We start from the raw sequence: 26010 nt of genomic DNA, 5'->3' as shown, positions 1-26010 counted from the left end.
ATATGATTGATTTCGGATAGAATCCGACCATTGAAAGAGAGCCTTTACCGATGTTTGATATGATAGTGCGCTGGTATCAGCGACGATTTTCTGATCCGCATGCCGTGAGCCTGGTAGCGATACTGCTGTTCGGGTTTATTACCATTTATTTTTTTGGGCACCTTCTGGCTCCTTTTCTGCTCGCTATCGTTATCGCCTACCTTCTGGAATGGCCGGTGATGAAAATGGTTCGTGTCGGTATACCCCGAACGATTGCGGTGATTCTGGTTCTCATTTTATTTGTCAGTTTGATGCTCCTTGCTCTGTTTGGGCTTATACCGACGATATGGAGTCAGGTGAGTAACCTGCTTAACGATATACCGAGTATGTTTGCCGGACTGCAGAATTTTGTTAACACTATTCCGGAGAATTACCCGGAACTGGCCAATATGCAGATCGTTGAGCCTGTCATGTCTAATGCTAAAGATCAGATTGTTGCGTTGGGCGAAACTATGGTTAAGGGGTCTTTGTCCTCGCTGGTGAGTATTGCTACTCTGGTTGTGTATCTGATACTGGTGCCGCTGCTGGTCTTTTTCCTACTAAAAGACAAAGAGACCATGTTGGATATGCTAAGCAGTTTTATGCCGAAAAACCGACGCCTTGCGACTCGGGTGTGGAGAGAGATGAACCAGCAGATCTCCAACTATATCCGCGGTAAGGTGATGGAGATCCTGGTTGTCGGTGCCGTGAGTTATGTGACTTTTGCCGTACTGGACCTGCGCTATTCTGTTTTGCTCAGTGTTGCGGTTGGGTTGTCGGTATTAATTCCGTACATTGGTGCTGCCGCAGTGACCGTCCCGGTGGCGATTGTCGGCCTGTTTCAGTGGGGGCTTACACCTGATTTTTACTGGTTATTAGCGTCTTATGGTGTCATCCAGGCTCTGGATGGTAACTTGCTGGTACCAGTACTGTTCTCTGAAGCGGTTAACCTTCACCCTGTCGCCATTATTATTTCTGTCCTGTTTTTTGGCGGTCTATGGGGTTTTTGGGGCGTCTTTTTTGCCATCCCCCTGGCAACGTTGGTGAAAGCGGTCTGGAATGCGATTAAGAGTCAGGATGAGGGGGACGCTGTAGAGGAGTCCTCAGAAAGCGAATCCTCTTCAGATTAAAGACTTTTCCCGTTGGGTATAGGGTGAGAAAAAGCCATTGTTATTCATGTAGCAATGGCTTTTTAAATACAAAATGCGCTATTTATCTGTTTTAAGCGTCGTTCAGATAGTTCAACACCACTTCATGGTGATCTTTGGTTTTGAACTTATTAAAGATATGTTCAAGGTTGCCGTTTTCGTCAATTAAGAAGCTGGTACGGACCACACCCATATTTTCTCTGCCCATAAATTTTTTCAGCTGCCAGACTCCGTAGGCTTCACACACTTCATGTTCAGGATCGGCCAGCAGGGTGAAATTCAGGCTCTGCTTTTCGGTAAAGTTGGCGAGTCTCTTTGGCGTATCAGGGCTGATACCCAATACTTCAACGTTGAGGTCTTTCAGTTCTGCCATCGAATCTCGTAACCCGCATGCCTGAGTGGTACATCCTGGTGTTGAGGCTCTCGGGTAAAAGTACACCAATACTTTTTTGCCGCCGAAGTCGGCAAGTGAAACTTCAGAGCCGGTCTGGTCTTCTAGTGTAAAGGTTGGGGCTGGCTTACCAATGTCTAACATGGCGTTGACTTCCTTTTTAGTGTTTATACCTATTCCAGTCATAAGGATAGTTGAATGGCTGGCCTTGGTATCAGTTTATCGTTGTATTCTTGTTATATGATCGGCCAGCCCCGTTAGTCAACCGTATTATCCTTCAGGCTATTTCATCCAGAACCACCAGATGATCAGGCCAATCACAGCTAATCCTATTAAATTAATCAACATAATTTGCTCCTATTTGTTTGTTCCCTGAGGGCTAAACAGGCGAAGACGGTTCGCGTTGCTGACCACGGTAATGGAGGATAACGACATGGCGGCACCGGCAATGATCGGGCTGAGCAGCCAGCCTGTCAGTGGGAACAGCACGCCTGCCGCAACCGGAATGCCCAGAGAGTTGTAGATAAAGGCACCCAGCAGGTTCTGTTTGATATTTTTCATTGCTGCACTGCTGATGGCGATAACGTCGGAAATCCCATGCAGTGAGCCGCGCATCAGGGTGATATCGGCACTTTCGATGGCAACATCGGTACCGCTGCCGATAGCAAAGCCGACATCCGCCTGAGCCAGTGCAGGGGCATCATTGATACCGTCACCGACCATCCCGACGACCTTGCCTTTGCTTTGAAGAGTCTTAACCCAGTTGAGCTTGTCTTCGGGCATTAATTCAGCGTAAAACTCATCAACGTTTGCTTCACGCGCAATTGCGGCGGCAGTATTCGGGTTATCCCCGGTCAGCATGACCACACGCAGATCCTGCTGGTGGAAGCGAGCAATGGCGGCTTTAGAATCTTCCCGGATAGGGTCGCTGATGCCGAACAGAGCTTCAATACGGTTGTCTCTGGCAAAGTAGGTTACTGTATTGGCCTCTTGTTCCCATTCTGATGCCAGTGTTTTGACCGAATCAACATTAATGCCGTGCTGGCGCATTAGTTTTTCATTGCCAAGCAGTAACTGAGTCTCACCAGCAGTCGCTTTTACCCCCATGCCTGTGACGGATTCAAAGTCGGTTACCTCTACAGTGATGCTTTGTTCCGGTTTGTGTTCACTTGCCAGTTTATGTTCACTGGCATAGCTGGTTAATGCCATTGCCAGTGGGTGGTTAGAGCCTTTTTCCAGCGCTTCGGTCAGGCTTAACAGATCGTCACTATCGCTGAAGCTGCGGTAATTCGTGACGACAGGTTTACCCTGAGTGATGGTGCCGGTTTTATCCAGAACAATGGTATCCAGCTCACTGGCCCGTTGCAGCGCTTCACCGTTACGGATCAGTCCGCCAAATTCTGCGGCTTTACCCACCCCAATCATGGTGGATATCGGGGTGGCCAGTCCAAGGGCACAAGGACAGGCGATGATCAGTACTGAAGTGGCTGCGACAACCATATAAACCAGAGTCGGCTGCGGACCAAAGTTATACCAGGCCAGTGCGGTCAGAACAGAAAGAATCATCACAGTCGGAACAAACACGGCTGACACTTTATCTGCCAGGTGGCTGATAGGCGGCTTCGAGTTCTGAGCGTTGGACACCATACTGATGATCTGGGCAAGGACAGTATCGCTGCCGACCTTTTGTGCTTCAAACAGAATACTACCCTGTCCATTTACCGTACCGGCTGAAACACTGTCGCCAGCCACTTTTTCAACGGGAATGGGTTCTCCGGTCAGCATGGATTCATCAATCACGGATTGTCCCTCGAGAACAATGCCATCCACCGGGATTTTCTCTCCGGCTCTGACTCTGATCTGGTCTCCGGCCATGACTTCTTCCACCGGCAGGGTCAGTTCCTGACCATCTCTGATCACCAGAGCGGTTTTCACTCTGAGGTCAAGCAGGCGGCGTATCGCTTGCGAGGTTCTTCCCCGAGCTTTTAATTCCAGAGCCTGCCCCAGGTTAATCAGACCAATAATCATGGCGGTTGCTTCGAAATACAGGTGACGGGCACTCTCTGGTAAGTATCCGGCAGCCAGAACCACGACCATTGAGTATAACCAGGCGGTACCGGTACCCAGTGCTATCAGGGTATCCATATTCGCGTTTCGGTTAAGAAATGCTTTGAAAGCACCGGAGAAGAAATGTTTGCCTGCCTTCCACAAAATAATGAAAGTGATCAGGCCTACTCCTAACCAAAGCAGACGTTCAGAGCCGGTATCGACATTCATCGGGCCGCCCAGCAGACCATAGATCATCAATGGCAGGCCGACACCAAGACCAATGGCACTTTGGGTCATTTTCGCCCGGTATTCTTGTTTCTCCTGACTGACGCGTTCTTCTTCTGCTGCGTCTTCATCGACAATCTGTTTGGCACCGTAACCGGCGGACTCTACGGTTTCGATTAGGGTTTCTGCCGGGTAAGCCGATACGATGGTAGCGGTTCTGGTACCAAAGTTGATATTTACCGTTTCAACATCCGGTAGTTTATTGAGTGCCGTCTCAATCGTATTGACGCAACTGGCACAGGTAACCCCAGACAGGGCGAGTTGAACAGGATTCTTTCCTGAATCTGCCGTAAGATCCGTTAACTGGATGTCTTGAGCTTGGTGAGTGTTTGGTTCATCGGAGACGACAGTGGAGGCGGGAACCTCTTTTGGTTCTGTTTCAATGTCTTCTGATTGCTTCCCGGCAGCGTAGCCGAGTTCATTCAGTACGTTTTCTGCCTGACCGACGCTGACATTACCAGTTACCGTGAGTTGCTGGGCCTCGATATCCACGGCAACATCCGCATCCGGGTCCAGTTCCTTAATCGCTTTGGTAATTTTCTTTACGCAGCCCTGACATGACACTTTAGCCACCGGCACAATGATAGTATCGTCGTTTACACTGGGTTCAGCTTCTATGGTAGCGGCCTGATAACCAGTTTCGGTAATAATCTCAATAGCCTCTTGTGGCGCTAGCTCTGTGATGAGATCCGCCTGATCTTTACTGTCATTAATCACCAGTGATATATCCGGGTCGTGCTCACGCAGTGATGTGGTGATTTTACCGACACATTTCATGCAATTAACACCGCTCAGAGACAGTGAATAGGTATTAGTGCTCATTGTTAGTCTCCTTTGGTGACTTACTATGATTATCAGACCAGTCCTCGATAAGACAGCAAATGGCTTTGCCATCAGGGACCATGTCTGGTTCTGTAGCCCAGTCAGAAAGCGTTTCTTGCATCATGATCAGGTGCTGTTGTAATTCCTCAATTTTTTTCTCGGTCTCCTGAATCTTCTGACCAAGCATCTGACGTACTTTTGGGCAAGGTGAGGTACCTTGCTCCGAAAACTGAATAATGTCCTCTATATCTTTCAGGCTGAACCCGATGGCTCTGGCCTGAGTGATAAATTTCAACCGCTCTAATGCTGCTTTATCATAGAGTTTGTAATCATTTTCTGGATCTCTGGTCGCGGTTAGCAGTCCTTTGCGTGTGTAAAAGCGTACAGTTTCTGCTGTTACACCAACCTGTTTTGCCAGTTCTGATGTCTTCATGATCGTATCCTTTCAATGAACGGAAAGTGTAGACGTATGTACTTGTCACTATCCGTAATCAGATAAACTTATTAGCCAAATAAAACAACAAGTAATAGGATAGCGAACAGCATCACTATAAGTACTTTGAACATTAACGCCGGATTATTACTGCCCCCGTTAGGTGCTTTATTGCAGCAGCTCATTTGGTCTCTCCTGTTTCGTTGTATAACCTATCTATCATTATCTTAGAACCTATGTGTAACACATAGGTCAAGAAATGGTTTAAAGAATATTCATACCGGAGAGCGAGTCTGAAAGGAAAGCAACACACCATCCCCGGAGCATAGAGGCGACTCCGGTGGTCGTTGTATCGTTGAACGAGCCTGGATTACAGGCTGTTTTTGATAAAGTTGAGGGAGCCCTGTACTGATAGTGAAGCGCACAGGGCATTAAAATCTTCTTGTAATTGCATCAGGTTACAGTCGGAATCCACTCTGGCAGTGATGGAAATCTGGAACTGGTCGGTGTCTAAGTGCAGTTTGCGCTTATCGATGGCCTTAGCACTGAGAGACTCCATGTCGATGTTTCTGTCGGCAAAGAAATGGGTAAACTGTTCTGTTAATCCCGGCCTGTCTTCTGATTCGACAAACACTTCTACGGTATAGCAGTGCTCCGGTTCAGTGTGGGGGGAGGTCCGTTTCATGATGGTGATAAGGTCGAGTTCCTGCCCGAGCAGAGGAAGGGTCGTTTCTACTCTGGTGATGCCATTAATGTTACCGGAAATCAGCATAATCAGGGTAAATTCATTACCAAACAGGGCGATACGGCTATCAACAATATTACACCCGGCCTCGGCGACTAAATGGACAACTTGGTTACATACGCCGGGGCGGTCTGAGCCTATTGCGGTGATCACTAGGTGTTGAGACATGGCTGCACTTCTTTATGAGTTGTTATCTCTGACATACTAGCACATTGGCGGAGTGGGTAAATATCAGGGCGTTATTGACCATGGAATTGGTCTGCTATGAATTAATCGTGATTTAGTATCGGTAAACCGGCTTTAATCCCTTGTGTTCACTGAGATTCATGCATTACTATGCTCGGAGTACAAAATAAGGGAGATAGACATGTTTTCAGGAAGCATTGTTGCGCTAATAACACCATTTGACAGTAACGGTGAAGTTGATTTTGATAGCCTTAATAAGCTTGTAGAGTTCCATGTAGAGTCAGGTACGGATGGTATCGTGATCGTAGGGACAACTGGTGAATCGGCAACATTAACGATTGAAGAACATGTCAAGGTAGTAAACAAGACGGTTGAGTTTGCTGATGGCCGTATTCCAGTGATTGCGGGAACAGGAGCAAACGCAACTCATGAGGCGGTAACATTCAGTCGCCTTCTGAATGATTCCGGTATTGCCGGTGTCCTGAGTGTGACGCCTTACTATAATAAGCCAACTCAGGAAGGCTTGTATCAACACTACAAGGCAATAGCGGAAGTCAGTGAAGTTCCCGTTATTCTTTATAACGTGCCGGGACGTACTGCAGTGGATATGAAACCTGAGACAGTGGCTCGTCTGGCTAAGATTGACAATATTGTGGCACTCAAGGACGCAACGGGTGATTTAGAAAGAGTTGCATTGCACCGTGAACTTTGTGGCAAAGATTTCGTCTTACTCAGTGGTGATGATGCAACCGGGCTTGAATTTGTTCGCCTGGGTGGTGACGGTGTGATCTCTGTGACCAACAATGTTGCAGCTGTTGATATGGCAACCATGTTCAGGCTTGCGGCTGAAGGTCAGTGGGAGGAGGCGGAGGCCCTTAACCAGAAGTTGATGTCTCTGCATAAGAATCTGTTTATTGAGTCTAGTCCTATCCCTGTGAAGTGGGCAGCCCACCGTATGGGGCTGATCCAGAATGGCCATTTGAGACTACCTATGACCGAACTGACAGAAGAAAATCAGCCGATTGTTGAGAAGTCAATGGCTGAAGCCGGTTTGTTATAGAGCATCATTTTAGTAATTGTTTTCTTCGAGGTCATTTGAAGCAAAGCTTCAAATGACCTCGGATGTTTATCAGGAGTAGCGATGAAGTTTTCTCGTCAGCTAGTGGTGAGTTCACTGGCTGTTATTGTCTTAAGTGCATGTTCGAGCAGTCCTGCGGAACGCCGTCAGGCCGGGGATGATTTTTCTTATCTTGAGACTAAGGCATTTGAAGCATGGACCTTGCCTGAAGGTGCTGAGTCACTGTTTTACCCGAACTATGATATTCCGGCTGGTGAATTTAAAGGTCCGGTTGGATCAGCGGTGGATATCCGTCCTCCTCAGCAGTTGTTGGAGTTAGTACCCGGAGCCCGTACAGAGCTGGATAATGGCAGCGTTATTATGTGGCTGGTGAAACAGGAAGAAATGGATAAGGTATGGTCTACTGCCAGGGAAATGTTGCAGGCTCGGAATATTGCATTGCGGGAAAACAGCAATAATCGGATCGAAACTGGCTGGGTGAGCTGGAATCGTGAAGATGAAGACTCTGAAGTGAGTGCCAGGTTTGTCATGGAGCGTTTTGAAGCGAACCGTCGGTTTGGATTCAGGGTAAGCATGCTTGAATGGCGACAAGGAGAGCAGGTTCAGTCTGTGAGCGGGCTTAACCGGGAGCGCTACAACATACAGATGGCAAATTTAGTGACCATGCTGTATGACAAAAAACAGCAAGATGAAGCAGAGCGGAGAGCGCAGCAACTGGTTCAACAGATCCCGGTCAGTGTCGGGAAAGACAGAAACGGGCTTCCGGTTATTATTGCTCGTGCTCAGTACAATATCTTCTGGAAGCGGGCCGCCGATATTTTGCCGAAGCTAGGCTTTAAACTGAAAGACCGTAATCAGTCTCAAGGGGTTATTGAGACAGAATACAATGAAGCAGATGAAGAGTTCTGGCAGCGTCTTGATATGGCACCGTTGAGCCTTACCGGAACAGAGTATACGTTCCAGTTAGGGGATCTGGGTAACCGAACTTCGATTGCTATTACCAATTATGAAGACAAAGCGGTCGATGAACAGGCTCTGGCTGAAGTGTCGGAAGCGTTAGCTGCGGTAATGAAGCTGGATTAATTGGTCACTTTTTAGAGATGCGCAAGGGAAGGCTGAACGGCCTTCCCTTTTTAATTTTGGGGCTTTGAATTACTGATGCTCTTCCGGGTGGTGCTTTTTATCCAGCTCAGTTAATTTTTCAAGATCGCTTTTTTGTCCCTGCTTTTTTTCCATCCATTCCAGTCTCAGATGAGAGGCGTGCTTAAGCGCGGCTACATTGCCGATAATCACAACAACAAGAATGATAAAGATAACCACGGGGGTTAAAGGGATCTCCATAAGCTTAATCCGGCTGGCAGATATTGGTTATATACTGAGTGTATATGGTTTCAAACTGTTCGAGAACGGTATGCTTGCCTGAAAGAGAGGCTGCTCCCACTACTGATTGGATGATGTGCGGTGTTGTCTCTTCCATATATGCCTGACTGCGCTGAATATGGCTGATGTGCCAGGGTTCAGGGGCAACGCCCCCTTGGTCTTCAGCATAAGGGAAGAAGAACCCATAATCAGTCAGGTTCTCTCGTAACCAGTAATAGAGCTCTGCTTGATGACCGGAGTGGTATTCCCAGGGCTCAAGTTGAAGCCGGGTATCTGCGGGCAACAGGTTTTGAGCATAAACGTCAAAATCGGTTCCCCAGTGATGGCGGCTTGCGCCCGGCAGAGCCGACCAGCGCAAAATAGCGAACAGCTTTTCAGTCTCAGTCAGCTTCCGGATATCAAGAGGTCTGCCCTGAGAATCCAGGAGCGGGCGCTTACCGGTGAACTTGTTATTCCAGATTATTAACTGACGGGAAAAATCCCGGAAGCCGCTGGCGACAGTTAGCTGAAAGCCTGAAGCGCTGGCAGAGTTAACCAGAGCAATAAGATCATCGTGAACCTTTTGCTCAGCCAGCAGGCTCTGATGCAGGGTCGTAAGTTCTGCAAGATGGTTGCTGCTTTGTCCGGTTAACTCTTCAGGACGCATATTAATAGGCTACTTTGTTAACAATTTTTCCAGTGTTTTCTGGTACATATCAGTCAGCTTTTCCAGTTCCGCAATGTTCACACACTCATTCACTTTATGGATTGTCGCGTTTACCGGGCCCAGCTCAATCACTTCTCCTCCCATACGGGCGATAAAGCGTCCGTCTGAGGTACCACCGGTAGTCAGTAGTTCTGGTGTTTTATGGTTTACATCTTCTACTGCAGCGACAACGGCATCAAGCAGTGCGCCTTTGTCGGTCAGGAACGGGTCACCATTCAGAGTCCAGTTCAGTTCGTAGTTAAGGCCGTAGGAGTCTAATGTCGAATGGATGCGACGCATAATATCGTCACTGCTCAGTTCAGTGCTGTAACGCAGGTTAAACTGAACGTCCATTTCCCCCGGAATCACGTTAGAAGCACCGGTACCCGCATGAATATTTGGGATCTGGAAGCTGGTTGGCGGGAAGAACTCATTACCTTCATCCCATTTGGTGTTAGCCAGTTCTGCCAGAGCTGGAAATGCTTCATGTACCGGGTTAGTGGCAAGGTGTGGATAGGCCACGTGCCCCTGTGTCCCCAGAACGATAAGATCACCAGTAATAGAGCCTCTGCGGCCATTTTTGATGACGTCACCGGTAAAATGCGTACTGGATGGCTCACCCACAATGCACATATCAATGTGCTCACCGCGCTGCATCAGTGTGTCCACTACGCGAACAGTACCATTGATAAATGGTCCTTCTTCATCGGAGGTGATAAGAAAGCCGATAGAACCTTTGTGATCTGGGTTTTCTTCAACAAAACGCTCGACAGCCACAACCATGCAGGCCAATGAGCTCTTCATATCAGCAGCACCACGGCCATGCAGGTGACCATCAATGACAGTCGGTTCAAATGGCTGCGTATGCCATTGCTCGATTGGGCCGGCAGGAACCACATCAGTATGGCCGGCAAAGGCAAATAGCGGAGCTTCTGTACCGCGGCGGGCCCAGAAGTTAGTGGTATCTTCAAACACCATCACTTCAACTTGAAAGCCCAATGCTTCAAGTCGTTTGATCATTACTTCCTGGCAGCCTGCGTCTTCAGGGGTAATCGATTGGCGGCTGATAAGATCTTTTGCCAGAGCCAGTACAGGGCTGTCTGTCATCCTTGGAGTTCCTTACGTGTTAAAGCTTACTTATTAAAAATAGCGGAATATTCGTCGGCCTTAAAGCCAAGATAATAGTGTTCATCAACCAGCAGAACAGGGCGTTTGATCATTGCCGGGTGCTCAACCAGCAAAGTGATTGCTGTGGCTTCGTCCAGCGTGTCTTTCTGCTCCTGGGTCAATTGACGGTACGTGGTACCCCGCTTATTGACAACTTTTTCCCAGCCAAACTGCTGGCAGAATGTTGTCACCATTTCTGTGTCGACACCCTGTTTACGATAGTCGTGAAATTCATAATCAATACCAGCCTGTTCAAGCCATTTTTTTGCTTTTTTTATGCTATCGCAGTTTGGGATGCCATACATGGTTATTGTCATACCATATCCTTTTTTCTTTGTTGAGTGGCTGAATCGTAACAGGAAGAGGTAGCCGTGCAAAATAAGATTTACGTAATTCCTCATGATGTGCCGTTCCTAAAGGAGGCTCTGACGGATTAATCGAGGTAACTCGGGTATATTTGATCGACCTCAAAATAATTTGAAGCAAAAAAGAAATAATGGTTTTACATCGTATTTGGAGGTATCAATGGAGTTGAATCCTGTTTTTGCAAGGCGTTTGTATTTAGCCTTATTGGTCGAGAGTATGGAAAGACCAAACGTACCAAGGTTAATAGAAAAAACGGGGTGGCCTCGCAGAACCATTCAGGACGTTATTAAAGCTCTGCCGGGAATCGGTATTGAGCTGATGTTTATCCAGGATGGGCGGCGTCATAACGACGGCTACTATCAGCTTTCAGATTGGGGTCCGTTTGACAGCAAGTGGGTACAGGAACGCCAGAGGGATATTGCTTCTACTCTGGGGGTATATGATTAAACTCAGTCTGGCTCCCCGCACAACGGGGAGCGGCTTTCCTGCCGGATGTGCGAATATTAAAGCATTCAGCGCAGGAACATAAATCCGATGAACCCTATCCAGCTAAGAGTCAGTAATATCCAGGGCAATTTATTCCCCTGAGCTGCATTGTCCTCCGGGGGCGTGTGGGTATCCTGGGCTACTGACATCGAGCTATGCGGTATGGCTTTTTCTTTTTGTGCTTTTTTCTTCGCTTTATCAGCCTGGCGGCTCTTTTCTTTCTGCTGCTTTTTATACTGAGCAATCCCTTTTTCGATTCCCTGAGCAACCAACTTGGTCTGCTCTTTCGTCTGTCCGGGTTTCTGGGTTGCTTTGGCGATTTTCATGGCTTCCGTTTGTGTTTCTGCTGAAACGGTACTTTTTTTCTTCGACATTGTAAGCCTTTTTACACAAAAACAGGGGTGATAAGTGTACCATATTGACCTTATCAATGTAGATGCTTGTTAGGGTTTGTGTGCGTTATCCAATTGAAGACTATGATAAATATGGTTATCTCAGGGCACCGGTATGGTTATGGCTGGGCTGGTTGTTTTTAGCCCGGGCGTGGGTGGTTTTTGTGATTGCCGGAGTGAGTCGTCAGTCCGGGGAAAAAATGCTGGGAATAGTCTATCCTGACCATTTGGCTCTTTATGTGGATCTGGCATTGGGGCTTCCCGCTATCTTCCTTATTTGGCTGATTGGTCTGCGTCGGCCGGAAAGGTCACTTATTAGTAAAATCCTCCGCATGGGAAAAGCGGTTTCCGCGTCTATTATTATTATTCAGCTAAATGTAGTGATGTACCGTATTTATCTCACCTCTGGAAGGTTTCACTGGCCTGAGGCGGTAACGCTGGTGGTTTTGTGCTGGTTTTTATTGTTTGTACTCAGAAGCCGCAGAGTCACGCACTGTTTTAAAGGGCTCTCCTTAAAATAGTGCTGGAAATCAAAGCGGAAGGTATTATGGTTATGTTATTACATATGGATATTTAAATAAGAATAGGAAGTAACGTTATGTCACAATCTCAATCCGCCATTTTGCCGGAACCGGGGCCTTTTGCGCTGTTTGTGCAATTGAAAATTCAGTCCAGTCAGGAAAAAGTACTGGCCGAACTGCAACACATTCCCGCACTGGTTGAAGAGCTGAATCAACTTCAGCCGGGGGCGGACCTGACAGCCTCTGTCGCATTCAGTCAGTCATTCTGGCGGCATACCAATATGCCGGTGCCGCCGGAACTGGTTGCCTTCAAGCCGCTTGGTAAAGGGGACACCACAGCACCGGCCACTGATGTGGATGTTCTGATCCATTGTCATTCTAACCGTCATGACCTGCACTTTTATCTGGTACGTAAGCTGATGTCGGCGATAGCTGATGATGTTGAGGTGGTGGACGAAACTTACAGCTACCGTTATCTGGATGCCCGTGATATGACTGATTTTATCGACGGCACTGAAAATCCGGAAGGAGGGGAGCGCGCTGAAGTCGCTATTATTCCCGAAGGCGAGTTTGCCGGAGGCAGTTATGTGATGGCCCAGCGCTTTGTACATAAGCTGGATGCCTGGAACAGAATGTCTGTTGAGCAGCAGGAAAAGGTTATTGGCCGTACCAAACCGGATTCTATTGAGCTGGATGATGTACCGGCAAACTCTCATGTTGGCCGTGTAGATATCAAAGAAGAAGGCAAAGGCCTGAAGATTGTGCGCCATAGCCTGCCATACGGTACGGTTACCGGTGATCATGGCCTGTTGTTTACCGCCTACTGTAATACCATGCATAATTTCCAGACGCTTTTATCCAGCATGTATGGTGAGAAAGACGGAACCACAGATCAATTGTTGCGTTTTACTCAGGCAGTGACCGGAGCGTACTTCTTTGCACCATCTGCCGGGATGCTGCAGGCAATGAAAATGGCCTAAAGGCTAAAGTTCTTTGTATTTCTGCCGATATGGGTCTGAAAGCGACTTTTCTCAGGGCTGACAGACTCTTTTGGGGGCTTACAGGAATAATGGCAATTACGGTAAATACAAACGTTTCAGCGCTTACCGCGCAGCGTCACCTTGGACTGGCAACAGATATGCTGAACCAGTCCCTGGAGCGTTTGTCTTCCGGTAGCCGGATTAACAGTGCCAAAGACGATGCTGCGGGCCTGCAGATCTCCAATCGTATCGAATCTCAGATGCGTGGCCTGGATGTGGCGGTACGGAATGCCAATGATGGTATTTCTATCATGCAGACCGCTGAAGGGGCGATGCATGAAACCACCAATATTCTGCAGCGAATGCGGGATCTCTCCTTACAGTCAGCCAATGGGTCTAACAGTAAGGCAGACCGTATTGCCATTCAGGAAGAAATGTCCTCTCTGAATGATGAACTGAACCGTATCGCTGAAACTACGTCATTTGGCGGCAAAAAGCTTCTTAACGGTAACTTCGGGAAAGCCTCTTTCCAGATAGGAGCTGGCTCCGGTGAAGCGGTACAGATCGGCCTGAAAAATATGCGGTCTGATACGCTGGATATGGGGGGGATCAGCTATACCGCGAATGCGATGGCAGATAAAAGCTGGACGGTGACAGAAGGGCAGAATGATTTGATGCTGCACTTCACAGGCGGACAGGGCGAGGACAAGAGTATTCATATTCAGGCGAAAGCCGGTGATGATATCGAAGAACTGGCCACCTATATCAATGGTCAGACGGATACCGTATCTGCCTCCGTAAATGAGTACGGGCAACTGCAGATTTTCACCGCCGGTAGTCAGCACGTTGGTGCGATTCAGTTTAGCGGCTCTCTTGCGAATGAGCTGTCTATGTCCGGACCGGTCGTGGAAACCGTCGATAGTCTGGATATCACTACTGTGGGGGGGGCTCAACGGGCGGTTGGCGTGATTGACGGGGCACTGAAATTTGTCGACAGCCACCGGGCAGAGCTGGGGGCTTACCAGAACCGTTTCGACCACGCCATTAATAATCTGGACAATATCCACGAGAATCTGGCGGCGTCAAACAGCCGGATAAAAGATACGGACTTCGCCCGGGAAACCACTGCACTGATCAAACAACAGATCCTGCAACAGGTCAGTACCAGCATCCTTGCTCAGGCTAAGCAGGCCCCTAACCTGGCGTTAACTCTATTGGGTTGAGTCACTGCTCTCTGGCAAACTATAAAGCCAAATCCGGCATTGAGAATAAATAAGGCATACCCTTTGTGGTATGCCTTTGTTTATAGTAAGCAAACTGTATCGGCCAGTTACTTACCAACTTTAGCCTTTTTTCTCTATTTACAGCCTTTTCCCACAAAAAAATTCTTTTTTCAAAAAAAACTCAAAACTCGCTAAAGGATCTGTCCGCTGAGCCGTTAATGAAAGTAACTTTGAGAGAACTACTTGGTTTTCCGAGACGTCGGAAAACGAAATACCGGAAAATCAATTGGAGAAATCACCATGGCAGTTAATGTAAATACCAACGTATCAGCAATGACAGCACAACGTCACCTGAACAGTGCAGCAAGCGACCTGAACAAATCTATGGAGCGTTTGTCTTCAGGCTTCAAAATCAACAGCGCAAAAGACGATGCCGCAGGTCTGCAAATCTCGAACCGCTTGAACGTACAGAGTCGCGGACTGGACGTTGCCGTACGTAACGCGAACGACGGTGTATCCATCGCCCAAACCGCTGAAGGTGCGATGAAAGAAACCACTAACATCCTGCAGCGTATGCGTGACCTGTCCCTGCAATCAGCTAACGGTTCTAACACTAAGGCAGACCGCGTGGCTATCCAGGAAGAGGTTGTGGCACTGAATGACGAGCTGAACCGTATTGCAGAAACTACGTCTTTTGGTGGTAACAAGCTGTTGAATGGTACTCACGGCACAAAATCTTTCCAGATTGGCGCAGATAACGGTGAGGCGGTTATGCTGACGCTGAAAGATATGCGTTCTGATAACGAGATGATGGGTGGTGCCAGCTACGTAGCCGAAAGCGGAAAAGATGAAAACTGGACAGTACAGTCTGATGCATCAGATCTGACCATGACTCTGACCGACTCATTTGGTGAACAGCAGGAAATCACTGTTAACGCTAAAGCCGGTGATGATATTGAAGAGGTGGCGACATACATCAACGGTCAGCAGGATTTGGTAAAAGCATCGATCAATGAAGATGGTCAGCTACAGGTATTTGCCGGCAATAACAATGTTCAGGGGGATGTTTCTTTCTCCGGTGGCCTGGCTGGTGAACTGGGTATGAGTGGTGCTCAGGCTGTCACGGTTGATGATATTGATGTGACTTCAGTGGGTGGCGCTCAGGAATCCGTTGCTATCGTCGATGCGGCACTGAAATACGTGGACAGCCACCGTGCTGAGCTGGGTGCATTCCAGAACCGTTTCGAACATGCGATGAACAACCTGGACAACATCAACGAGAACGTGAATGCTTCGAAGAGCCGGATCAAAGACACAGACTTTGCCAAAGAAACAACATCTATGACCAAGTCTCAGATCCTGCAGCAGGCTTCTACTTCAATTCTTGCTCAGGCGAAACAGGCACCAAACTCAGCACTGAGTCTGCTGGGTTAATAAAGTCCAATACAGCAAGTTATAGCAGAGCCCGGCCACTTGGTCGGGTTCTTTTTTGTGGAGAATACAGAAGCTAGAGACTAGAATGCTTCGCTTTGAGATTACAGAACAGCAGGTCCCCCAAAAGCCAAGCTGGGAGTATGGGGGAGGGATTAAGGGCTTATACCGTATGCCTCCGTTGGTAAATACAGCGCGGCAGTGCTGCTGCTCCGGGCAAACAGAACGGATTAACGTCTTAGTCCTTGAAGCGTAGCGACCTCCAACCTGTATGGTTTTATAGTCTCTAGCAGCGCAGCGATCTAGTCTCTGTAATCTCAAAGCGAAGCTCTCTGTAATCTGGATTCTTCTCTTCCTGTAAACAAAAAACGCCACCCGAAGGTGGCGTTTTGAATATTCACTTAACGAACTAAATTACTTAGTTACGCGAAGAACTGGAGTTTCACCAACAGTAACTGCACCAGAAAGTTTGTTCAGCTCTTTGATTTCGTCCATGTTAGAAATAACAACAGGAGTCAGAGTTGATTTTGCTTTCTCTTCCAGGAAAGGAAGATCGAATTCGATGATAGTGTCGCCAGCTTTAACAGACTGACCTTCTTCAGCGATACGAGTGAAGCCTTCACCTTTCAGTTCAACAGTGTCGATACCGAAGTGAACGAATAGCTCAACGCCATCGTCAGATTCGATAGAGAAAGCGTGGTTGGTTTCAAAGATCTTACCGATAGTACCGTTTACAGGTGCTACCATTTTGTCGCCGTTCGGCTTAACAGCAATACCGTCACCAACGATTTTCTCAGCAAAAACCACATCTGGCACATCTTCGATGTTTACGATTTCACCAGATAGTGGTGCGATGATGTCGATAGCCCCCGCATCAGCACTATCATCAGACACTAGCTTCTTAAGTTTGTCAAACAGACCCATGTCATGCTCCTAACAATTTTGTTTTATTCTGTTGAATTATATTAGCAGTTTGTTTTTTCTGCGATAAATTTTTCAACATGTGCTTCAATTTCTGCAGCAGTTGCCATTTGCAGGGCTTCATCAGCCATTGCTTTAACTTCTGCAAAATTCGCATTACGAACAAGTTTTTTAACGCGAGGAATTGAAATACCGCTCATGCTGAACTCATCTAGCCCCATCCCTAGAAGAAGCAGAGTTGCACGCTCGTCACCAGCAAGTTCACCGCACATACCAGTCCACTTACCTTCTTTATGTGAAGCATCAATTACTTGCTTGATTACAGTAAGTACAGCAGGTGATAGTGGATTGTACAAGTGAGAGATTAGCTCGTTACCACGGTCAACAGCAAGAGTATACTGGGTTAAATCGTTTGTACCAATACTAAAGAAGGAAACTTCTTTCGCCAGGTGGTGTGCAATTGCAGCAGCTGCTGGTGTTTCAACCATAACACCGATCTCGATATTTTCGTCGAATGCCAGGCCTTCAGCACGCAGTTCAGCTTTGTATTCTTCAATAGCTTTTTTCAGTTCACGGATTTCTTCTACAGAAATGATCATCGGGAACATGATGCGTAGCTTACCGTGTGCAGACGCTCGCAGGATACCACGTAGCTGATCACGAAGGATTTCGCGACGGTCAAGACTGATACGAACCGCACGCCAGCCAAGGAATGGGTTCATTTCTTGTGGCAGGTCCATGTATGGAAGGTCTTTGTCACCACCAATATCCATTGTACGGATAATGACAGAGTTGCCTTCCATTGATTCAGCAACTTCTTTGTATGCTTCGTATTGCTCTTCTTCTGTTGGAAGCGCAGTACGGTCCATAAACAGGAACTCTGTACGGTACAGGCCAACACCTTCACCACCGTTACGCAGAATACCGTCACAGTCTTTAACGGTACCGATGTTACCGCAAACTTCTACGTGATGGTCATCAAGAGTGACTGCTGGAAGATCTTTCAGTTTTGCCAGTTCTTCTTTTTCAGCCAGGAATTCGTCACGAATTTTCTTAGCAGTAGCCAGTTCTTCTTCTGATGGGTTCACGATAATTTTGTTATTGATTGCATCAAGAACAAGAGTATCGCCGTTCTTAACCTGCGCAGTGATATCGTTAGTACCAACGATAGCTGGCAGTTCAAGTGAACGAGCCATGATAGAAGTGTGAGAGGTACGGCCACCGATATCACAAGCAAAACCAAGAACGTAGTCCAGGTTGATCTGTGCAGTTTCGGATGGAGTCAGGTCGTAAGCAACCAGAATCACTTCTTCGTTGATATCACTTAGAGAAACAATGTTGATGCCCAGAGCATTCTTAACAAAACGGGAGCCGATATCACGAATATCTGTTGCACGTTCTTTCAGGTACTCATCATCCAGAGATTCAAGCGCAGAAGCTTGTTCTTCGATAACGGTGTGGATAGCGTTATCTGCATGCATTTTCTCATCTTTGATGAGGGTTAAGATTTCTTCTTCCAGCTCTTCATCTTCAAGCAACATGATGTGACCTTCAAAGATGGCTTCTTTTTCTTCGCCAAAAGTTTCCAGTGCTTTTTGCTTGATAGCTTCTAATTGCTGTTTAGATTTGTTACGTGCGTCGAAGAAGTTCTGAACCTGAGCTTCAACTTGGTCGTCAGAGATTGAATTTGTGTTTAGGACAATTTCATCTTCTTGAAGAAGTAGTGCTTTACCAAAAGCAATACCAGGAGATGCTAGAATGCCTGAAATCATAGCCTTACCTTAGTGGTTGTTCAACAGTGAATGGTTTGAATGGTTTCCGCCGCCAGAATTATATCTGACTTCTTGTTACTGTGCTCTATGTTTAATAAAGCCACTTTGCTGTACAACAAAATGGCTTTACTTAACTGATACTAACGTATTAGTCCAGTTTATCCATCAGAGCGACCAGATGATCAACAGATGCCTGAGCTTGTGGACCTTCTGCAGAGATAGTGACTACAGTACCTTTTACCAGGCCAAGAGTTTGTAGTTTAAACAGGCTTTTTGCGCTAGCGCTTTTGCCGTTAGAAGTCACAGTGATGTCTGCGTCGAATGCTTTTGCTTCTTTCACAAACTGCGCTGCTGGACGAGTGTGAAGACCATTTTCTGCAGTGATTTCTACTTGCTTCTGATACATGTGATATACCCCAATAAAATATTTTTTTGTTTGTTGCTGTGTGGAAGCTTAATCACTAGTAGCCTGATCTGCCAACACAAAGCAGAGCTTTAGCGATAAAAACGACCACCAGAGCAAAAGAAGCTATTTGCTATCAAAAATTTTTGTAAAAATTAAACTTCTTTTGACAGGTTTACTTTTATTTTGATGCTAAAAATAAAACTGCCCCGATATTACCAAAGGTGCGGCAAGGATCAACAAAAAAGCCCCTGAATGGGGCTTTTTTACGCAAAATTTTGATTTCATCACATGAATGTTACCAGATTATTGCTGATTTTCTTTTTCTGTAAATAGTCCTGCAAACAAGGCAGTGCTTAGGTAGCGCTCACCTGAGCTTGGCAAAATTGTTACAATTTGTTTACCTGCAAATTCTGGTAGTTCGGACAGACGATTTGCTGCGACAACTGCTGCACCAGAAGAAATACCAGCCAGAATACCTTCTTCTTCCATCAGGCGTCGGGCCATTTCAATGGCTTCTTCAGACGTGACTTTCTCAACGCGGTCAATCAGATCAAGATCCAGGTTTTTAGGAATAAAGCCGGCACCGATACCCTGAATTTTGTGTGGTGCTGGTTTGATTTCTTCTCCAGCCAGTGCCTGAGTGATTACCGGTGATTCTGCCGGTTCAACCGCAACAGTGGTAATGGCTTTACCTTTCTCACCTTTAATATAACGAGTTGTACCCGTCAGTGTACCGCCTGTGCCCACACCGGAAACAAAGACATCAACACCACCTTCAGTTGCATCCCAGATTTCTGGTCCTGTGGTTTTTTCGTGAATCTCAGGGTTTGCAGGGTTGCTGAACTGTTGAAGCAGCAGATAGTTTTCCGGATCGCTGGCAACAATTTCTTCAGCTTTGGCGATAGCGCCACCCATTCCTTTTGCTGCTTCAGTCAGAACCAGGTTTGCTCCTAGTGCTTTCAGTAGCTTTCTGCGCTCAAGGCTCATTGATTCAGGCATGGTCAGTGTCAGTTTATAGCCACGGGCAGCGGCAACGAATGCCAGAGCAATACCAGTATTACCACTTGTTGGTTCAACCAGTTCAATGCCTGGTTTCAATTTGCCTGATTTTTCTGCGTCCCAGATCATATTAGCGCCAATACGGTCTTTAACGCTGAAGCTTGGGTTGCGTGATTCGACTTTGGCGAGAACATTACCGTTACTGACTTTGTTCAGACGAACAAGAGGGCTGTTACCGATTGTTAACGAGTTATCTTCGTAAATTTTGCTCATGGTGCTGATTCCTTTGCTAAGCCTGCTGACCGTATCAGCAAGGTATATGTTTATCTAAACTTAAGTGATGCGTATGAGAATATGCTGGAACATATATCAATAAAAAGACTAAAAAGTTATATCTTATTAGAGACTTGGTTCTTTCAGGTCTGTTTACGTTGTTCAAAATGTCGTTAGTTCTGCTGCTTAAACTCTTCAACCCACATTGCAGTTGCACCACATACGGCAACCGGCATCACTATCAGATTAAGAATAGGTACCATAGTGAATAGCGCAACCAAAAAACCAAACCCGTAGGCTTTAGTTTGTTTTTGTTTAAGCTGCCTTTTCATGGTGTGAAAAGGGACTTTATGGTTATCAAACGGGTAATCACAATACTGAATAGCTAAAATCCAGGCAGAAAAAATAAACCACAGCAGTGGTGCAACGGTTTGTCCCAACGCAGGGATAAGTAACAGGAGAAAGAGCCCGATGGCTTTTGGCAGAAAATAAGCCAGTTTTTGCCATTCTCTGAGCATCACGCGGGGAACATCTCTGATAAGAGCCCGGATACTGGAATCATAATCAGGTTTGCCAGAGAGGATGGCTTCGACATGTTCAGCCAGCAGTCCGTTGAAAGGGGCTGCGATAAAGTTAGCCAGAGAGCTGAAAAAATAGGAGAACGTGCCGAGTATCGTCAGTACCAGAAGTGGCCAGATGATGTAAGACAGCCAGGTGAGAAAGTCCGGCAGGTATCCCATCCATTCCTCAATCCAGCTATTAAGATTAGAAAACAGGTAAATCAGAGCTCCACCTATCAGAAGTATGTTTGCAAGCAAGGGAAGGAGAACGAATCGTCGGATGCCGGGTCTGAAAGCTAGTTCCAATCCATAAAAGAAATAGCCAAAGCCGCTTCTGCTCATAATTAATTATCCGGTTGTTAGTCTTTAAAACGTTGGAACCCATTGTACTTAGCTTAAAAAAGAAAAAAAGCGTGGTGGCGGTCACAGGCTGCTTTTACTATAGAAGATTAATTACTTCAAAAACTTCACAGAGTTTTGGTAAAGTAACTTATTCATGTGTTATAACGCCTGACTATATAAGATAAGCTGCTATCAGGTTAAGCCGAGAATTAAAAATGCAGGAATTGCGATTAGTACTCATAGTCGTCGGCGCGCTGGCGATCGCCGCACTATTATTTCATGGTCTGTGGACCAGTAAAAAAGAAGGAAGAGCCAGGTTTGGGGATAAGCCTCTTGGCGTGGATGACGATACAGAAGATTTGTCGCCCGAGCATACCTATATTCCTGAAGATGATTTCGAGATCATTAAGAAAGAATCCGGGGCACCGGCTTTTAGCGCTGAACGTGCTTTCAGTGGGGATCCGCTGGATGAACATTATGCATCAGATGTTGCTGAGGAGCAGGATTTATCTGATCAAATTCCCCATATCCGTCTGGAAGACGATGAGCTGCAGCGTGGAGATGATGAACTCGTTATATTGACTGAGGAAAAAGAGCGTACTGAAGAGATAGAAACGGTATCAGAGCCTCGTACTGTTGCAGAAACCGATGAGCCAGAGCCCGACACCGGAGTTTCAGCCTCTGATACCCGACAGGAAGATGAGTTACAGGTGATTGTCATGAATGTACATTGCTCCGGCGATGAGCCTTTTGTCGGAACCCGATTGTTTGACAGCCTGCAGCAAAATGGACTTATCTATGGTGAAATGGACATTTATCATCGGCATGCCGATCTTTCCGGAAATGGGAAGGTGCTGTTCAGTGTGGCTAATATGATGCAGCCGGGGACTTTGCAGCATGACGATCCGGACACCTTCACGACGAAAGGTATTTCTTTCTTTATGACTCTGCCTTGTTATGGTGATGCAGACCAGAATTTTAAGTTGATGCTGAAAACTGCTCAGCAGATAGCCGACGATATGAGTGGTAATGTTCTCGATGAGCAGCGTAATTTAATGACACCGGATAAGCTGGAAAGCTATCGTAAGCAGATCCGAGAGTTTAAGGCTAAACAGAACGGCTGATTAGGCCTCAGACCCGGTCACAGCGTATCTGATAGTGATAAAAAAGGGGCTCCTTCGTCGGGGGCCCTTCCTTATTTTTATGTAATCCGTTTTTAGAAGTAAACCACTATGTCCCAATCAATAGAAGAACAACTGAATCAACTGAAACAGACTATCCATTACCATGGTGTGAAATACTATGTTGAGGACAGTCCTGAAATACCAGACGTCGAATATGATCGCCTGATGCGTGAGTTGCAGGCTATTGAAGCGGAACACCCTGAGCTGGTGACAGTTGACTCTCCGAGCCAAAGGGTTGGCGGTGTTCCTTTGGATGGCTTTACTCAGGTTACCCATGAAATACCCATGCTGTCTCTTGATAATGCGTTTAGTGACGAGGAGCTGGATGCTTTTCAGAAGCGAATGCGAGACCGGTTGACGGCATCATCAGTGGGACTGTTCTGCTGTGAACCAAAATTAGATGGTCTGGCGGTAAGCTTGATGTATGAAAACGGAATATTGGTGCAGGCGGCGACCCGTGGTGATGGCACCACCGGGGAAAATATAACCGAGAACGTCCGTACGATTAAGTCAGTTCCGCTGCAACTGCAGGGGGATGACTGGCCGGAGCGTCTGGAAGTTCGAGGGGAAGTCTTTATGCTCAAAGCCGGTTTTGAGCGTTTTAATGAAGAGGCGCTGAAAAAAGGTCAGAAGCCTTTTGCTAACCCGCGCAATGCCGCAGCCGGAAGCCTGAGACAGCTGGATTCTAAGGTGACGGCCCAGCGACCTTTGGCTTTTTACGCCTATAGTGTTGGTGTTGTTGAAGGCCTGGAACTTCGGAGCAGCCATTATCAGCGTTTTATTCAGCTTAAAAAGTGGGGCCTGCCGATGTGTCCTGAAACCCGTCAGGTTGCCGATCTCGACGAAGTAAAAGCGTATTATCAGAATATTCTGGAGCACCGCGATGAGCTGAATTATGAAATTGATGGTGTGGTGATCAAAGTTGATGATATCGCCTTGCAGGAGCAGTTAGGATTCGTTGCCCGAGCACCACGCTGGGCAATAGCGTATAAGTTCCCGGCTCAGGAAGAAATAACCGTCTTAAACAGTGTGGAGTTCCAGGTAGGGCGTACAGGGGCAATTACACCGGTCGCTAAGCTGGAGCCGGTATTTGTTGGGGGCGTTACAGTCAGTAACGCGACTCTGCATAATGCTGATGAGATCGAACGGCTGGGAGTGAGAGTCGGCGATACCGTCATTGTTCGCCGGGCTGGGGATGTTATCCCACAGATCACAGGGGTTGTTTTGGATCGCAGGCCGGAGGAGTCTCAGCCGATTGTGTTTCCTTCTCACTGCCCCGTGTGTAGTTCTGAGATAGAACGGGTTGAAGGTGAGGCGGTAGCTCGCTGCACCGGGGGCTTGGTGTGTCAGGCTCAGCGAAAAGAAGCTCTGAAACATTTTGTTTCCCGCAAAGCATTGGATGTTGATGGACTTGGCGAGAAAGTGATCGAGCAACTGGTGGATAAGGAAATGGTCAGTACGCCCGCTGACTTATTTAAGTTGTCTGCCGGGGTGCTAACTGTACTGGAACGAATGGGTCCAAAATCGGCTCAGAACGTCGTGAATGCTCTGGAGAAGTCTAAGTCAACGACCTTGCCAAGGTTTTTGTATTCACTGGGGATTAGGGAAGTGGGAGAGGCAACGGCAGCGAACCTTGCCCGGCACTTCTTTACTTTGGAAGCCATTCAATCGGCGACCCATGAAAAACTGCTGGAAGTGCCTGATGTCGGTGGTGTGGTCGCCAGCCATATTATTCATTTTTTCCAGCAGGAACAGAATCAGATGGTTATTGATGATCTGCGGAAACAAGGAGTGCACTGGCCGGAAGTTGAGCAGGTGGCTGACGATACGCCGCAGCCCCTGGAAGGAAAAACCGTGGTGCTGACCGGTTCTCTTTCACAGCTTAGTCGTAGTGATGCAAAAGCTGCACTGCAGGCGCTGGGGGCGAAAGTGACCGGTAGTGTATCTAAAAAAACCGATATTCTGTTTGCCGGAGAAGCGGCGGGTTCAAAGTTAGTAAAAGCACAAGAGCTGGGGATTGATATTCGTGGCGAGCAGGAGCTTGTGGATTTAATTAGTAAGTAAAAATAACCAGGCTTGTATTAAGCGCCTACCTTTCTGTTAGGCGCTTTTTTTTGTTTCTTTTTTCCATTCCTTGTCTTTTTTTTCGTTAAAAACGTCAAATTATTAAGTTTTCTATTGGTTCTTCCATACATGAAATTCAGTTAGATGATCAATAGATCCTCCTCTCATTCTTACCTGTCTAAGTGTTCATCGCTGAAATTATCGATGCACTTCATATTATTAGATTGTTTGTTGTGCTTAACGTGTTGAAATTTATATTTTTTTATCTATTTCATTTTTATCATTATGCCTTTATGAAGTTGATCACTTATTAGGCGAAACTTTGTACCCCCTCATATTTTTTTTAAAGAAAATTAAGTTGTGTTTGATATTTTTTGTTTCAAAGTTAGTCTGGCTGTGTCAGTACACATATGTGTTAAGACAGACATAAGATTTGGTTGTCTAGCGATTAATTTACCGGTTTATAGCCAAAATTTTATGATGAAAACGACTTTCTGCCTTCGGCGGCCAACTTAAGGCAGGAAGTAAAAAACAACAGCTATATCTATTCTTGGGAGTTTTCCATGGAAAAATGTTCAAACGTACCCTTATCGGTGCGGCAGTGGCAGCAGCTGCTATCTCTGGGTCTGCTAATGCAGCCATTCAACTGGCTGGCGACGCAGTTCAGCTTTATGGTCAGGCGGCCATTTCTTATCAGTACTGGAGTGCTGACCATGCTGATAAAGAAAATACGGTTGTAGCGGAGGTTGAATCTCGCTTTGGTCTGAGAGGAACCGTAGAATTTGAAGACTTTGGCCCGGATTTGGTCTGGCAAATGGAGTCTGGCAATGCTGCGAACGGTGGCGGTAATGACAAAGGGCAGGGCGCACTAGGTGGACGTGATACCTTTATCGGGTTTGCTTTTGACGGTTTAGGTTCGATCAAATATGGTCGTCAGTTGGTGGCAGCCTACAACTATGTTGACTGGCCACACACAAATCCAGGTTTAGGTAATGTGTTTGACTGGCACAATGCTATTGGCGCTGGCTATACCGATCGTGTCAATAATAATCTGCGTTTTGACTCTGAAACTTTTGGTGGCTTTAATTTCCAGGCAACCATCAGTGGGATGGATAAAACTACTGATGCAATGGTAGCCAGTGTTGCTGGTTCCTATACAGTCGATGGTTTAAGTGTCCATGCGGGCCACTATACTCAGGATGAATACGGTGACAACAAAGGTGATATATCTTATACCATTCTGGGAGGTAGTTTCTCTACGGGGCCAATGACTTTCACTGCCGGCTATAAAATGATGGAAAATGGTAATTACCAAGCTAAGGATGCTTCGGATCAGGCTACAGGGCCATATATGAGCAATGACCAGAATGCTATGTCTGTAACCGCTGCATATAACCACGATGGTGCTTGGCTTTATAAAGTTGGTTATGCTCAAACGTTTGAGTCAGATAAAGGCTCTGATGATGAATCAACAGCAATTACTGCTCGTGTAATGCGTATGTTGCCAAGCGCAGTTATCTATGTTGATGTACGTAACTATGATATGAATAAAGCTTACTTTAAGAAATCAGATGGTGGTGATGACAAATATCACGATGACCTGAACGACGGTACTCGCATTATGCTGGGTACAGAATACTACTTCTAACGTACTGTCTTAAAAATATAATATTATCTGGCGGACATCTGGTGGTGTCCGCCTT

At 46.6% G+C, this 26010-nt stretch carries 25 protein-coding genes; 11 read left to right on the top strand and 14 right to left on the bottom strand.

What is annotated here, in order from left to right; genetic code table 11:
• Window positions 1–50: 50 nt before the first annotated feature.
• Window positions 51–1148 carry an AI-2E family transporter gene (locus DI392_RS04830; RefSeq protein ID WP_109318776.1) on the top strand — a complete coding sequence of 366 codons (1098 nt, stop codon included), beginning with the start codon at window positions 51–53 and terminating at the stop codon, window positions 1146–1148.
• Window positions 1149–1239: 91 nt separating this feature from the next.
• Here DI392_RS04830 and bcp read toward each other — a convergent pair whose 3' ends face one another.
• The 4 genes from bcp to DI392_RS04810 all read right to left on the bottom strand — a co-directional run bounded on the left by bcp (window position 1240) and on the right by DI392_RS04810 (window position 6059).
• Window positions 1240–1701: a thioredoxin-dependent thiol peroxidase gene (gene bcp / locus DI392_RS04825; RefSeq protein WP_181388360.1), complete on the bottom strand. Its 462-nt coding sequence runs from the start codon at window positions 1699–1701 to the stop codon at window positions 1240–1242.
• A 213-nt stretch (window positions 1702–1914) separates the two neighbouring features.
• Entirely contained in the window at window positions 1915–4713 is a 2799-nt protein-coding gene (locus tag DI392_RS04820) for a heavy metal translocating P-type ATPase (protein WP_109318774.1), read from the bottom strand.
• Window positions 4703–5146, bottom strand: a complete 444-nt coding sequence (locus DI392_RS04815; protein ID WP_109318773.1) for a MerR family transcriptional regulator — start codon at window positions 5144–5146, stop codon at window positions 4703–4705. The genes DI392_RS04820 and DI392_RS04815 overlap by 11 nt, the downstream gene beginning before the upstream one ends.
• Before the next feature lie 370 nt (window positions 5147–5516).
• Complete coding sequence (locus tag DI392_RS04810) at window positions 5517–6059, bottom strand: glycine cleavage system transcriptional repressor (protein WP_109318772.1); 543 nt, start codon at window positions 6057–6059, stop codon at window positions 5517–5519.
• 199 nt (window positions 6060–6258) lie between these two features.
• Here DI392_RS04810 and dapA point away from each other — a divergent pair, with 199 nt between their 5' ends.
• Both dapA and bamC read left to right on the top strand, forming a co-directional pair.
• Window positions 6259–7137 (top strand): 4-hydroxy-tetrahydrodipicolinate synthase, encoded by an 879-nt coding sequence (dapA, locus tag DI392_RS04805; protein ID WP_109318771.1) that lies wholly within the window; start codon window positions 6259–6261, stop codon window positions 7135–7137.
• 81 nt (window positions 7138–7218) lie between these two features.
• On the top strand, window positions 7219–8238 hold the full coding sequence (gene bamC, locus DI392_RS04800; RefSeq protein ID WP_109318770.1) for an outer membrane protein assembly factor BamC: 1020 nt from the start codon (window positions 7219–7221) through the stop codon (window positions 8236–8238).
• 69 nt (window positions 8239–8307) lie between these two features.
• Here bamC and DI392_RS04795 read toward each other — a convergent pair whose 3' ends face one another.
• Genes DI392_RS04795 through DI392_RS04780 form a run of 4 tightly spaced genes read right to left on the bottom strand, consistent with a single transcriptional unit; the run spans window position 8308 to window position 10704 of the window.
• The gene (locus DI392_RS04795) at window positions 8308–8496 is read right to left on the bottom strand and encodes a DUF2897 family protein (protein WP_109318769.1); all 189 of its coding nucleotides are present in this window, start codon (window positions 8494–8496) and stop codon (window positions 8308–8310) included.
• A 4-nt stretch (window positions 8497–8500) separates the two neighbouring features.
• Window positions 8501–9181, bottom strand: a complete 681-nt coding sequence (locus tag DI392_RS04790; RefSeq protein ID WP_109318768.1) for a M15 family metallopeptidase — start codon at window positions 9179–9181, stop codon at window positions 8501–8503.
• A gap of 9 nt (window positions 9182–9190) precedes the next feature.
• A complete protein-coding gene (gene dapE, locus DI392_RS04785) occupies window positions 9191–10327 on the bottom strand; it encodes a succinyl-diaminopimelate desuccinylase (RefSeq protein ID WP_109318767.1) in 1137 nt (378 codons plus the stop codon).
• Between the two features lie 26 nt (window positions 10328–10353).
• Entirely contained in the window at window positions 10354–10704 is a 351-nt protein-coding gene (locus DI392_RS04780; protein WP_109318766.1) for an ArsC family reductase, read from the bottom strand.
• A gap of 208 nt (window positions 10705–10912) precedes the next feature.
• Between DI392_RS04780 and DI392_RS04775 the strand changes: the two genes are divergently transcribed.
• Entirely contained in the window at window positions 10913–11200 is a 288-nt protein-coding gene (locus DI392_RS04775; protein ID WP_109318765.1) for a winged helix-turn-helix domain-containing protein, read from the top strand.
• A gap of 65 nt (window positions 11201–11265) precedes the next feature.
• Here DI392_RS04775 and DI392_RS04770 read toward each other — a convergent pair whose 3' ends face one another.
• Window positions 11266–11613 carry a DUF2956 domain-containing protein gene (locus tag DI392_RS04770; RefSeq protein ID WP_109318764.1) on the bottom strand — a complete coding sequence of 116 codons (348 nt, stop codon included), beginning with the start codon at window positions 11611–11613 and terminating at the stop codon, window positions 11266–11268.
• 80 nt (window positions 11614–11693) lie between these two features.
• Here DI392_RS04770 and DI392_RS04765 point away from each other — a divergent pair, with 80 nt between their 5' ends.
• The 4 genes from DI392_RS04765 (at window position 11694) to DI392_RS04750 (ending at window position 15789) form a co-directional block, all read left to right on the top strand.
• Window positions 11694–12152 (top strand): DUF2919 domain-containing protein, encoded by a 459-nt coding sequence (locus DI392_RS04765; protein WP_109319025.1) that lies wholly within the window; start codon window positions 11694–11696, stop codon window positions 12150–12152.
• A 77-nt stretch (window positions 12153–12229) separates the two neighbouring features.
• Window positions 12230–13132: a Dyp-type peroxidase gene (locus DI392_RS04760; protein ID WP_109318763.1), complete on the top strand. Its 903-nt coding sequence runs from the start codon at window positions 12230–12232 to the stop codon at window positions 13130–13132.
• An 89-nt stretch (window positions 13133–13221) separates the two neighbouring features.
• Entirely contained in the window at window positions 13222–14355 is a 1134-nt protein-coding gene (locus DI392_RS04755; protein WP_109318762.1) for a flagellin, read from the top strand.
• A gap of 300 nt (window positions 14356–14655) precedes the next feature.
• Entirely contained in the window at window positions 14656–15789 is a 1134-nt protein-coding gene (locus DI392_RS04750; protein WP_109318761.1) for a flagellin, read from the top strand.
• A gap of 411 nt (window positions 15790–16200) precedes the next feature.
• Here the strand turns inward: DI392_RS04750 and crr are convergent, their stop codons facing one another.
• The 5 genes from crr to cysZ form a co-directional block, all read right to left on the bottom strand.
• Entirely contained in the window at window positions 16201–16710 is a 510-nt protein-coding gene (gene crr / locus DI392_RS04745) for a PTS glucose transporter subunit IIA (RefSeq protein WP_109318760.1), read from the bottom strand.
• Window positions 16711–16751: 41 nt separating this feature from the next.
• On the bottom strand, window positions 16752–18479 hold the full coding sequence (ptsI, locus tag DI392_RS04740; protein WP_109318759.1) for a phosphoenolpyruvate-protein phosphotransferase PtsI: 1728 nt from the start codon (window positions 18477–18479) through the stop codon (window positions 16752–16754).
• 148 nt (window positions 18480–18627) lie between these two features.
• A complete protein-coding gene (locus DI392_RS04735; RefSeq protein WP_109318758.1) occupies window positions 18628–18885 on the bottom strand; it encodes an HPr family phosphocarrier protein in 258 nt (85 codons plus the stop codon).
• 303 nt (window positions 18886–19188) lie between these two features.
• Window positions 19189–20157, bottom strand: coding sequence for a cysteine synthase A (gene cysK, locus DI392_RS04730; protein WP_109318757.1), 969 nt, complete (start codon window positions 20155–20157; stop codon window positions 19189–19191).
• 173 nt (window positions 20158–20330) lie between these two features.
• On the bottom strand, window positions 20331–21059 hold the full coding sequence (gene cysZ / locus DI392_RS04725) for a sulfate transporter CysZ (RefSeq protein WP_109318756.1): 729 nt from the start codon (window positions 21057–21059) through the stop codon (window positions 20331–20333).
• 215 nt (window positions 21060–21274) lie between these two features.
• Between cysZ and zipA the strand changes: the two genes are divergently transcribed.
• The 3 genes from zipA to DI392_RS04710 all read left to right on the top strand — a co-directional run bounded on the left by zipA (window position 21275) and on the right by DI392_RS04710 (window position 25955).
• A complete protein-coding gene (gene zipA / locus DI392_RS04720) occupies window positions 21275–22183 on the top strand; it encodes a cell division protein ZipA (protein WP_109318755.1) in 909 nt (302 codons plus the stop codon).
• A gap of 108 nt (window positions 22184–22291) precedes the next feature.
• Complete coding sequence (gene ligA / locus DI392_RS04715) at window positions 22292–24307, top strand: NAD-dependent DNA ligase LigA (protein ID WP_109318754.1); 2016 nt, start codon at window positions 22292–22294, stop codon at window positions 24305–24307.
• Between the two features lie 571 nt (window positions 24308–24878).
• A complete protein-coding gene (locus tag DI392_RS04710) occupies window positions 24879–25955 on the top strand; it encodes a porin (RefSeq protein ID WP_109318753.1) in 1077 nt (358 codons plus the stop codon).
• The last annotated feature ends 55 nt before the right edge of the window (window positions 25956–26010 follow it).

Origin of the sequence: Vibrio albus (assembly GCF_003144035.1) — a bacterium.
Lineage (GTDB): Bacteria > Pseudomonadota > Gammaproteobacteria > Enterobacterales > Vibrionaceae > Vibrio > Vibrio albus.
Note: the sequence above shows the minus strand (reverse complement) of the source record. Positions and strands in the feature narration are given on the sequence as shown.

What these genes read in the sequence shown, in the direction of transcription:
- DI392_RS04780 (WP_109318766.1), bottom strand. Translation starts at nt 10,704, where the DNA reads ATGACAATAACCATGTATGGCATCCCAAACTGCGATAGCATAAAAAAA.
- DI392_RS04815 (WP_109318773.1), bottom strand. Translation starts at nt 5,146, where the DNA reads ATGAAGACATCAGAACTGGCAAAACAGGTTGGTGTAACAGCAGAAACT.
- DI392_RS04755 (WP_109318762.1), top strand. Translation starts at nt 13,222, where the DNA reads ATGGCAATTACGGTAAATACAAACGTTTCAGCGCTTACCGCGCAGCGT.
- cysZ (WP_109318756.1), bottom strand. Translation starts at nt 21,059, where the DNA reads ATGAGCAGAAGCGGCTTTGGCTATTTCTTTTATGGATTGGAACTAGCT.
- bcp (WP_181388360.1), bottom strand. Translation starts at nt 1,701, where the DNA reads ATGTTAGACATTGGTAAGCCAGCCCCAACCTTTACACTAGAAGACCAG.
- DI392_RS04795 (WP_109318769.1), bottom strand. Translation starts at nt 8,496, where the DNA reads ATGGAGATCCCTTTAACCCCCGTGGTTATCTTTATCATTCTTGTTGTT.
- ptsI (WP_109318759.1), bottom strand. Translation starts at nt 18,479, where the DNA reads ATGATTTCAGGCATTCTAGCATCTCCTGGTATTGCTTTTGGTAAAGCA.
- ligA (WP_109318754.1), top strand. Translation starts at nt 22,292, where the DNA reads ATGTCCCAATCAATAGAAGAACAACTGAATCAACTGAAACAGACTATC.
- DI392_RS04750 (WP_109318761.1), top strand. Translation starts at nt 14,656, where the DNA reads ATGGCAGTTAATGTAAATACCAACGTATCAGCAATGACAGCACAACGT.
- DI392_RS04735 (WP_109318758.1), bottom strand. Translation starts at nt 18,885, where the DNA reads ATGTATCAGAAGCAAGTAGAAATCACTGCAGAAAATGGTCTTCACACT.
- dapE (WP_109318767.1), bottom strand. Translation starts at nt 10,327, where the DNA reads ATGACAGACAGCCCTGTACTGGCTCTGGCAAAAGATCTTATCAGCCGC.
- bamC (WP_109318770.1), top strand. Translation starts at nt 7,219, where the DNA reads ATGAAGTTTTCTCGTCAGCTAGTGGTGAGTTCACTGGCTGTTATTGTC.
- dapA (WP_109318771.1), top strand. Translation starts at nt 6,259, where the DNA reads ATGTTTTCAGGAAGCATTGTTGCGCTAATAACACCATTTGACAGTAAC.
- DI392_RS04775 (WP_109318765.1), top strand. Translation starts at nt 10,913, where the DNA reads ATGGAGTTGAATCCTGTTTTTGCAAGGCGTTTGTATTTAGCCTTATTG.
- crr (WP_109318760.1), bottom strand. Translation starts at nt 16,710, where the DNA reads ATGGGTCTGTTTGACAAACTTAAGAAGCTAGTGTCTGATGATAGTGCT.
- DI392_RS04830 (WP_109318776.1), top strand. Translation starts at nt 51, where the DNA reads ATGTTTGATATGATAGTGCGCTGGTATCAGCGACGATTTTCTGATCCG.
- DI392_RS04710 (WP_109318753.1), top strand. Translation starts at nt 24,879, where the DNA reads ATGTTCAAACGTACCCTTATCGGTGCGGCAGTGGCAGCAGCTGCTATC.
- DI392_RS04820 (WP_109318774.1), bottom strand. Translation starts at nt 4,713, where the DNA reads ATGAGCACTAATACCTATTCACTGTCTCTGAGCGGTGTTAATTGCATG.
- cysK (WP_109318757.1), bottom strand. Translation starts at nt 20,157, where the DNA reads ATGAGCAAAATTTACGAAGATAACTCGTTAACAATCGGTAACAGCCCT.
- DI392_RS04770 (WP_109318764.1), bottom strand. Translation starts at nt 11,613, where the DNA reads ATGTCGAAGAAAAAAAGTACCGTTTCAGCAGAAACACAAACGGAAGCC.
- DI392_RS04810 (WP_109318772.1), bottom strand. Translation starts at nt 6,059, where the DNA reads ATGTCTCAACACCTAGTGATCACCGCAATAGGCTCAGACCGCCCCGGC.
- DI392_RS04790 (WP_109318768.1), bottom strand. Translation starts at nt 9,181, where the DNA reads ATGCGTCCTGAAGAGTTAACCGGACAAAGCAGCAACCATCTTGCAGAA.
- DI392_RS04760 (WP_109318763.1), top strand. Translation starts at nt 12,230, where the DNA reads ATGTCACAATCTCAATCCGCCATTTTGCCGGAACCGGGGCCTTTTGCG.
- zipA (WP_109318755.1), top strand. Translation starts at nt 21,275, where the DNA reads ATGCAGGAATTGCGATTAGTACTCATAGTCGTCGGCGCGCTGGCGATC.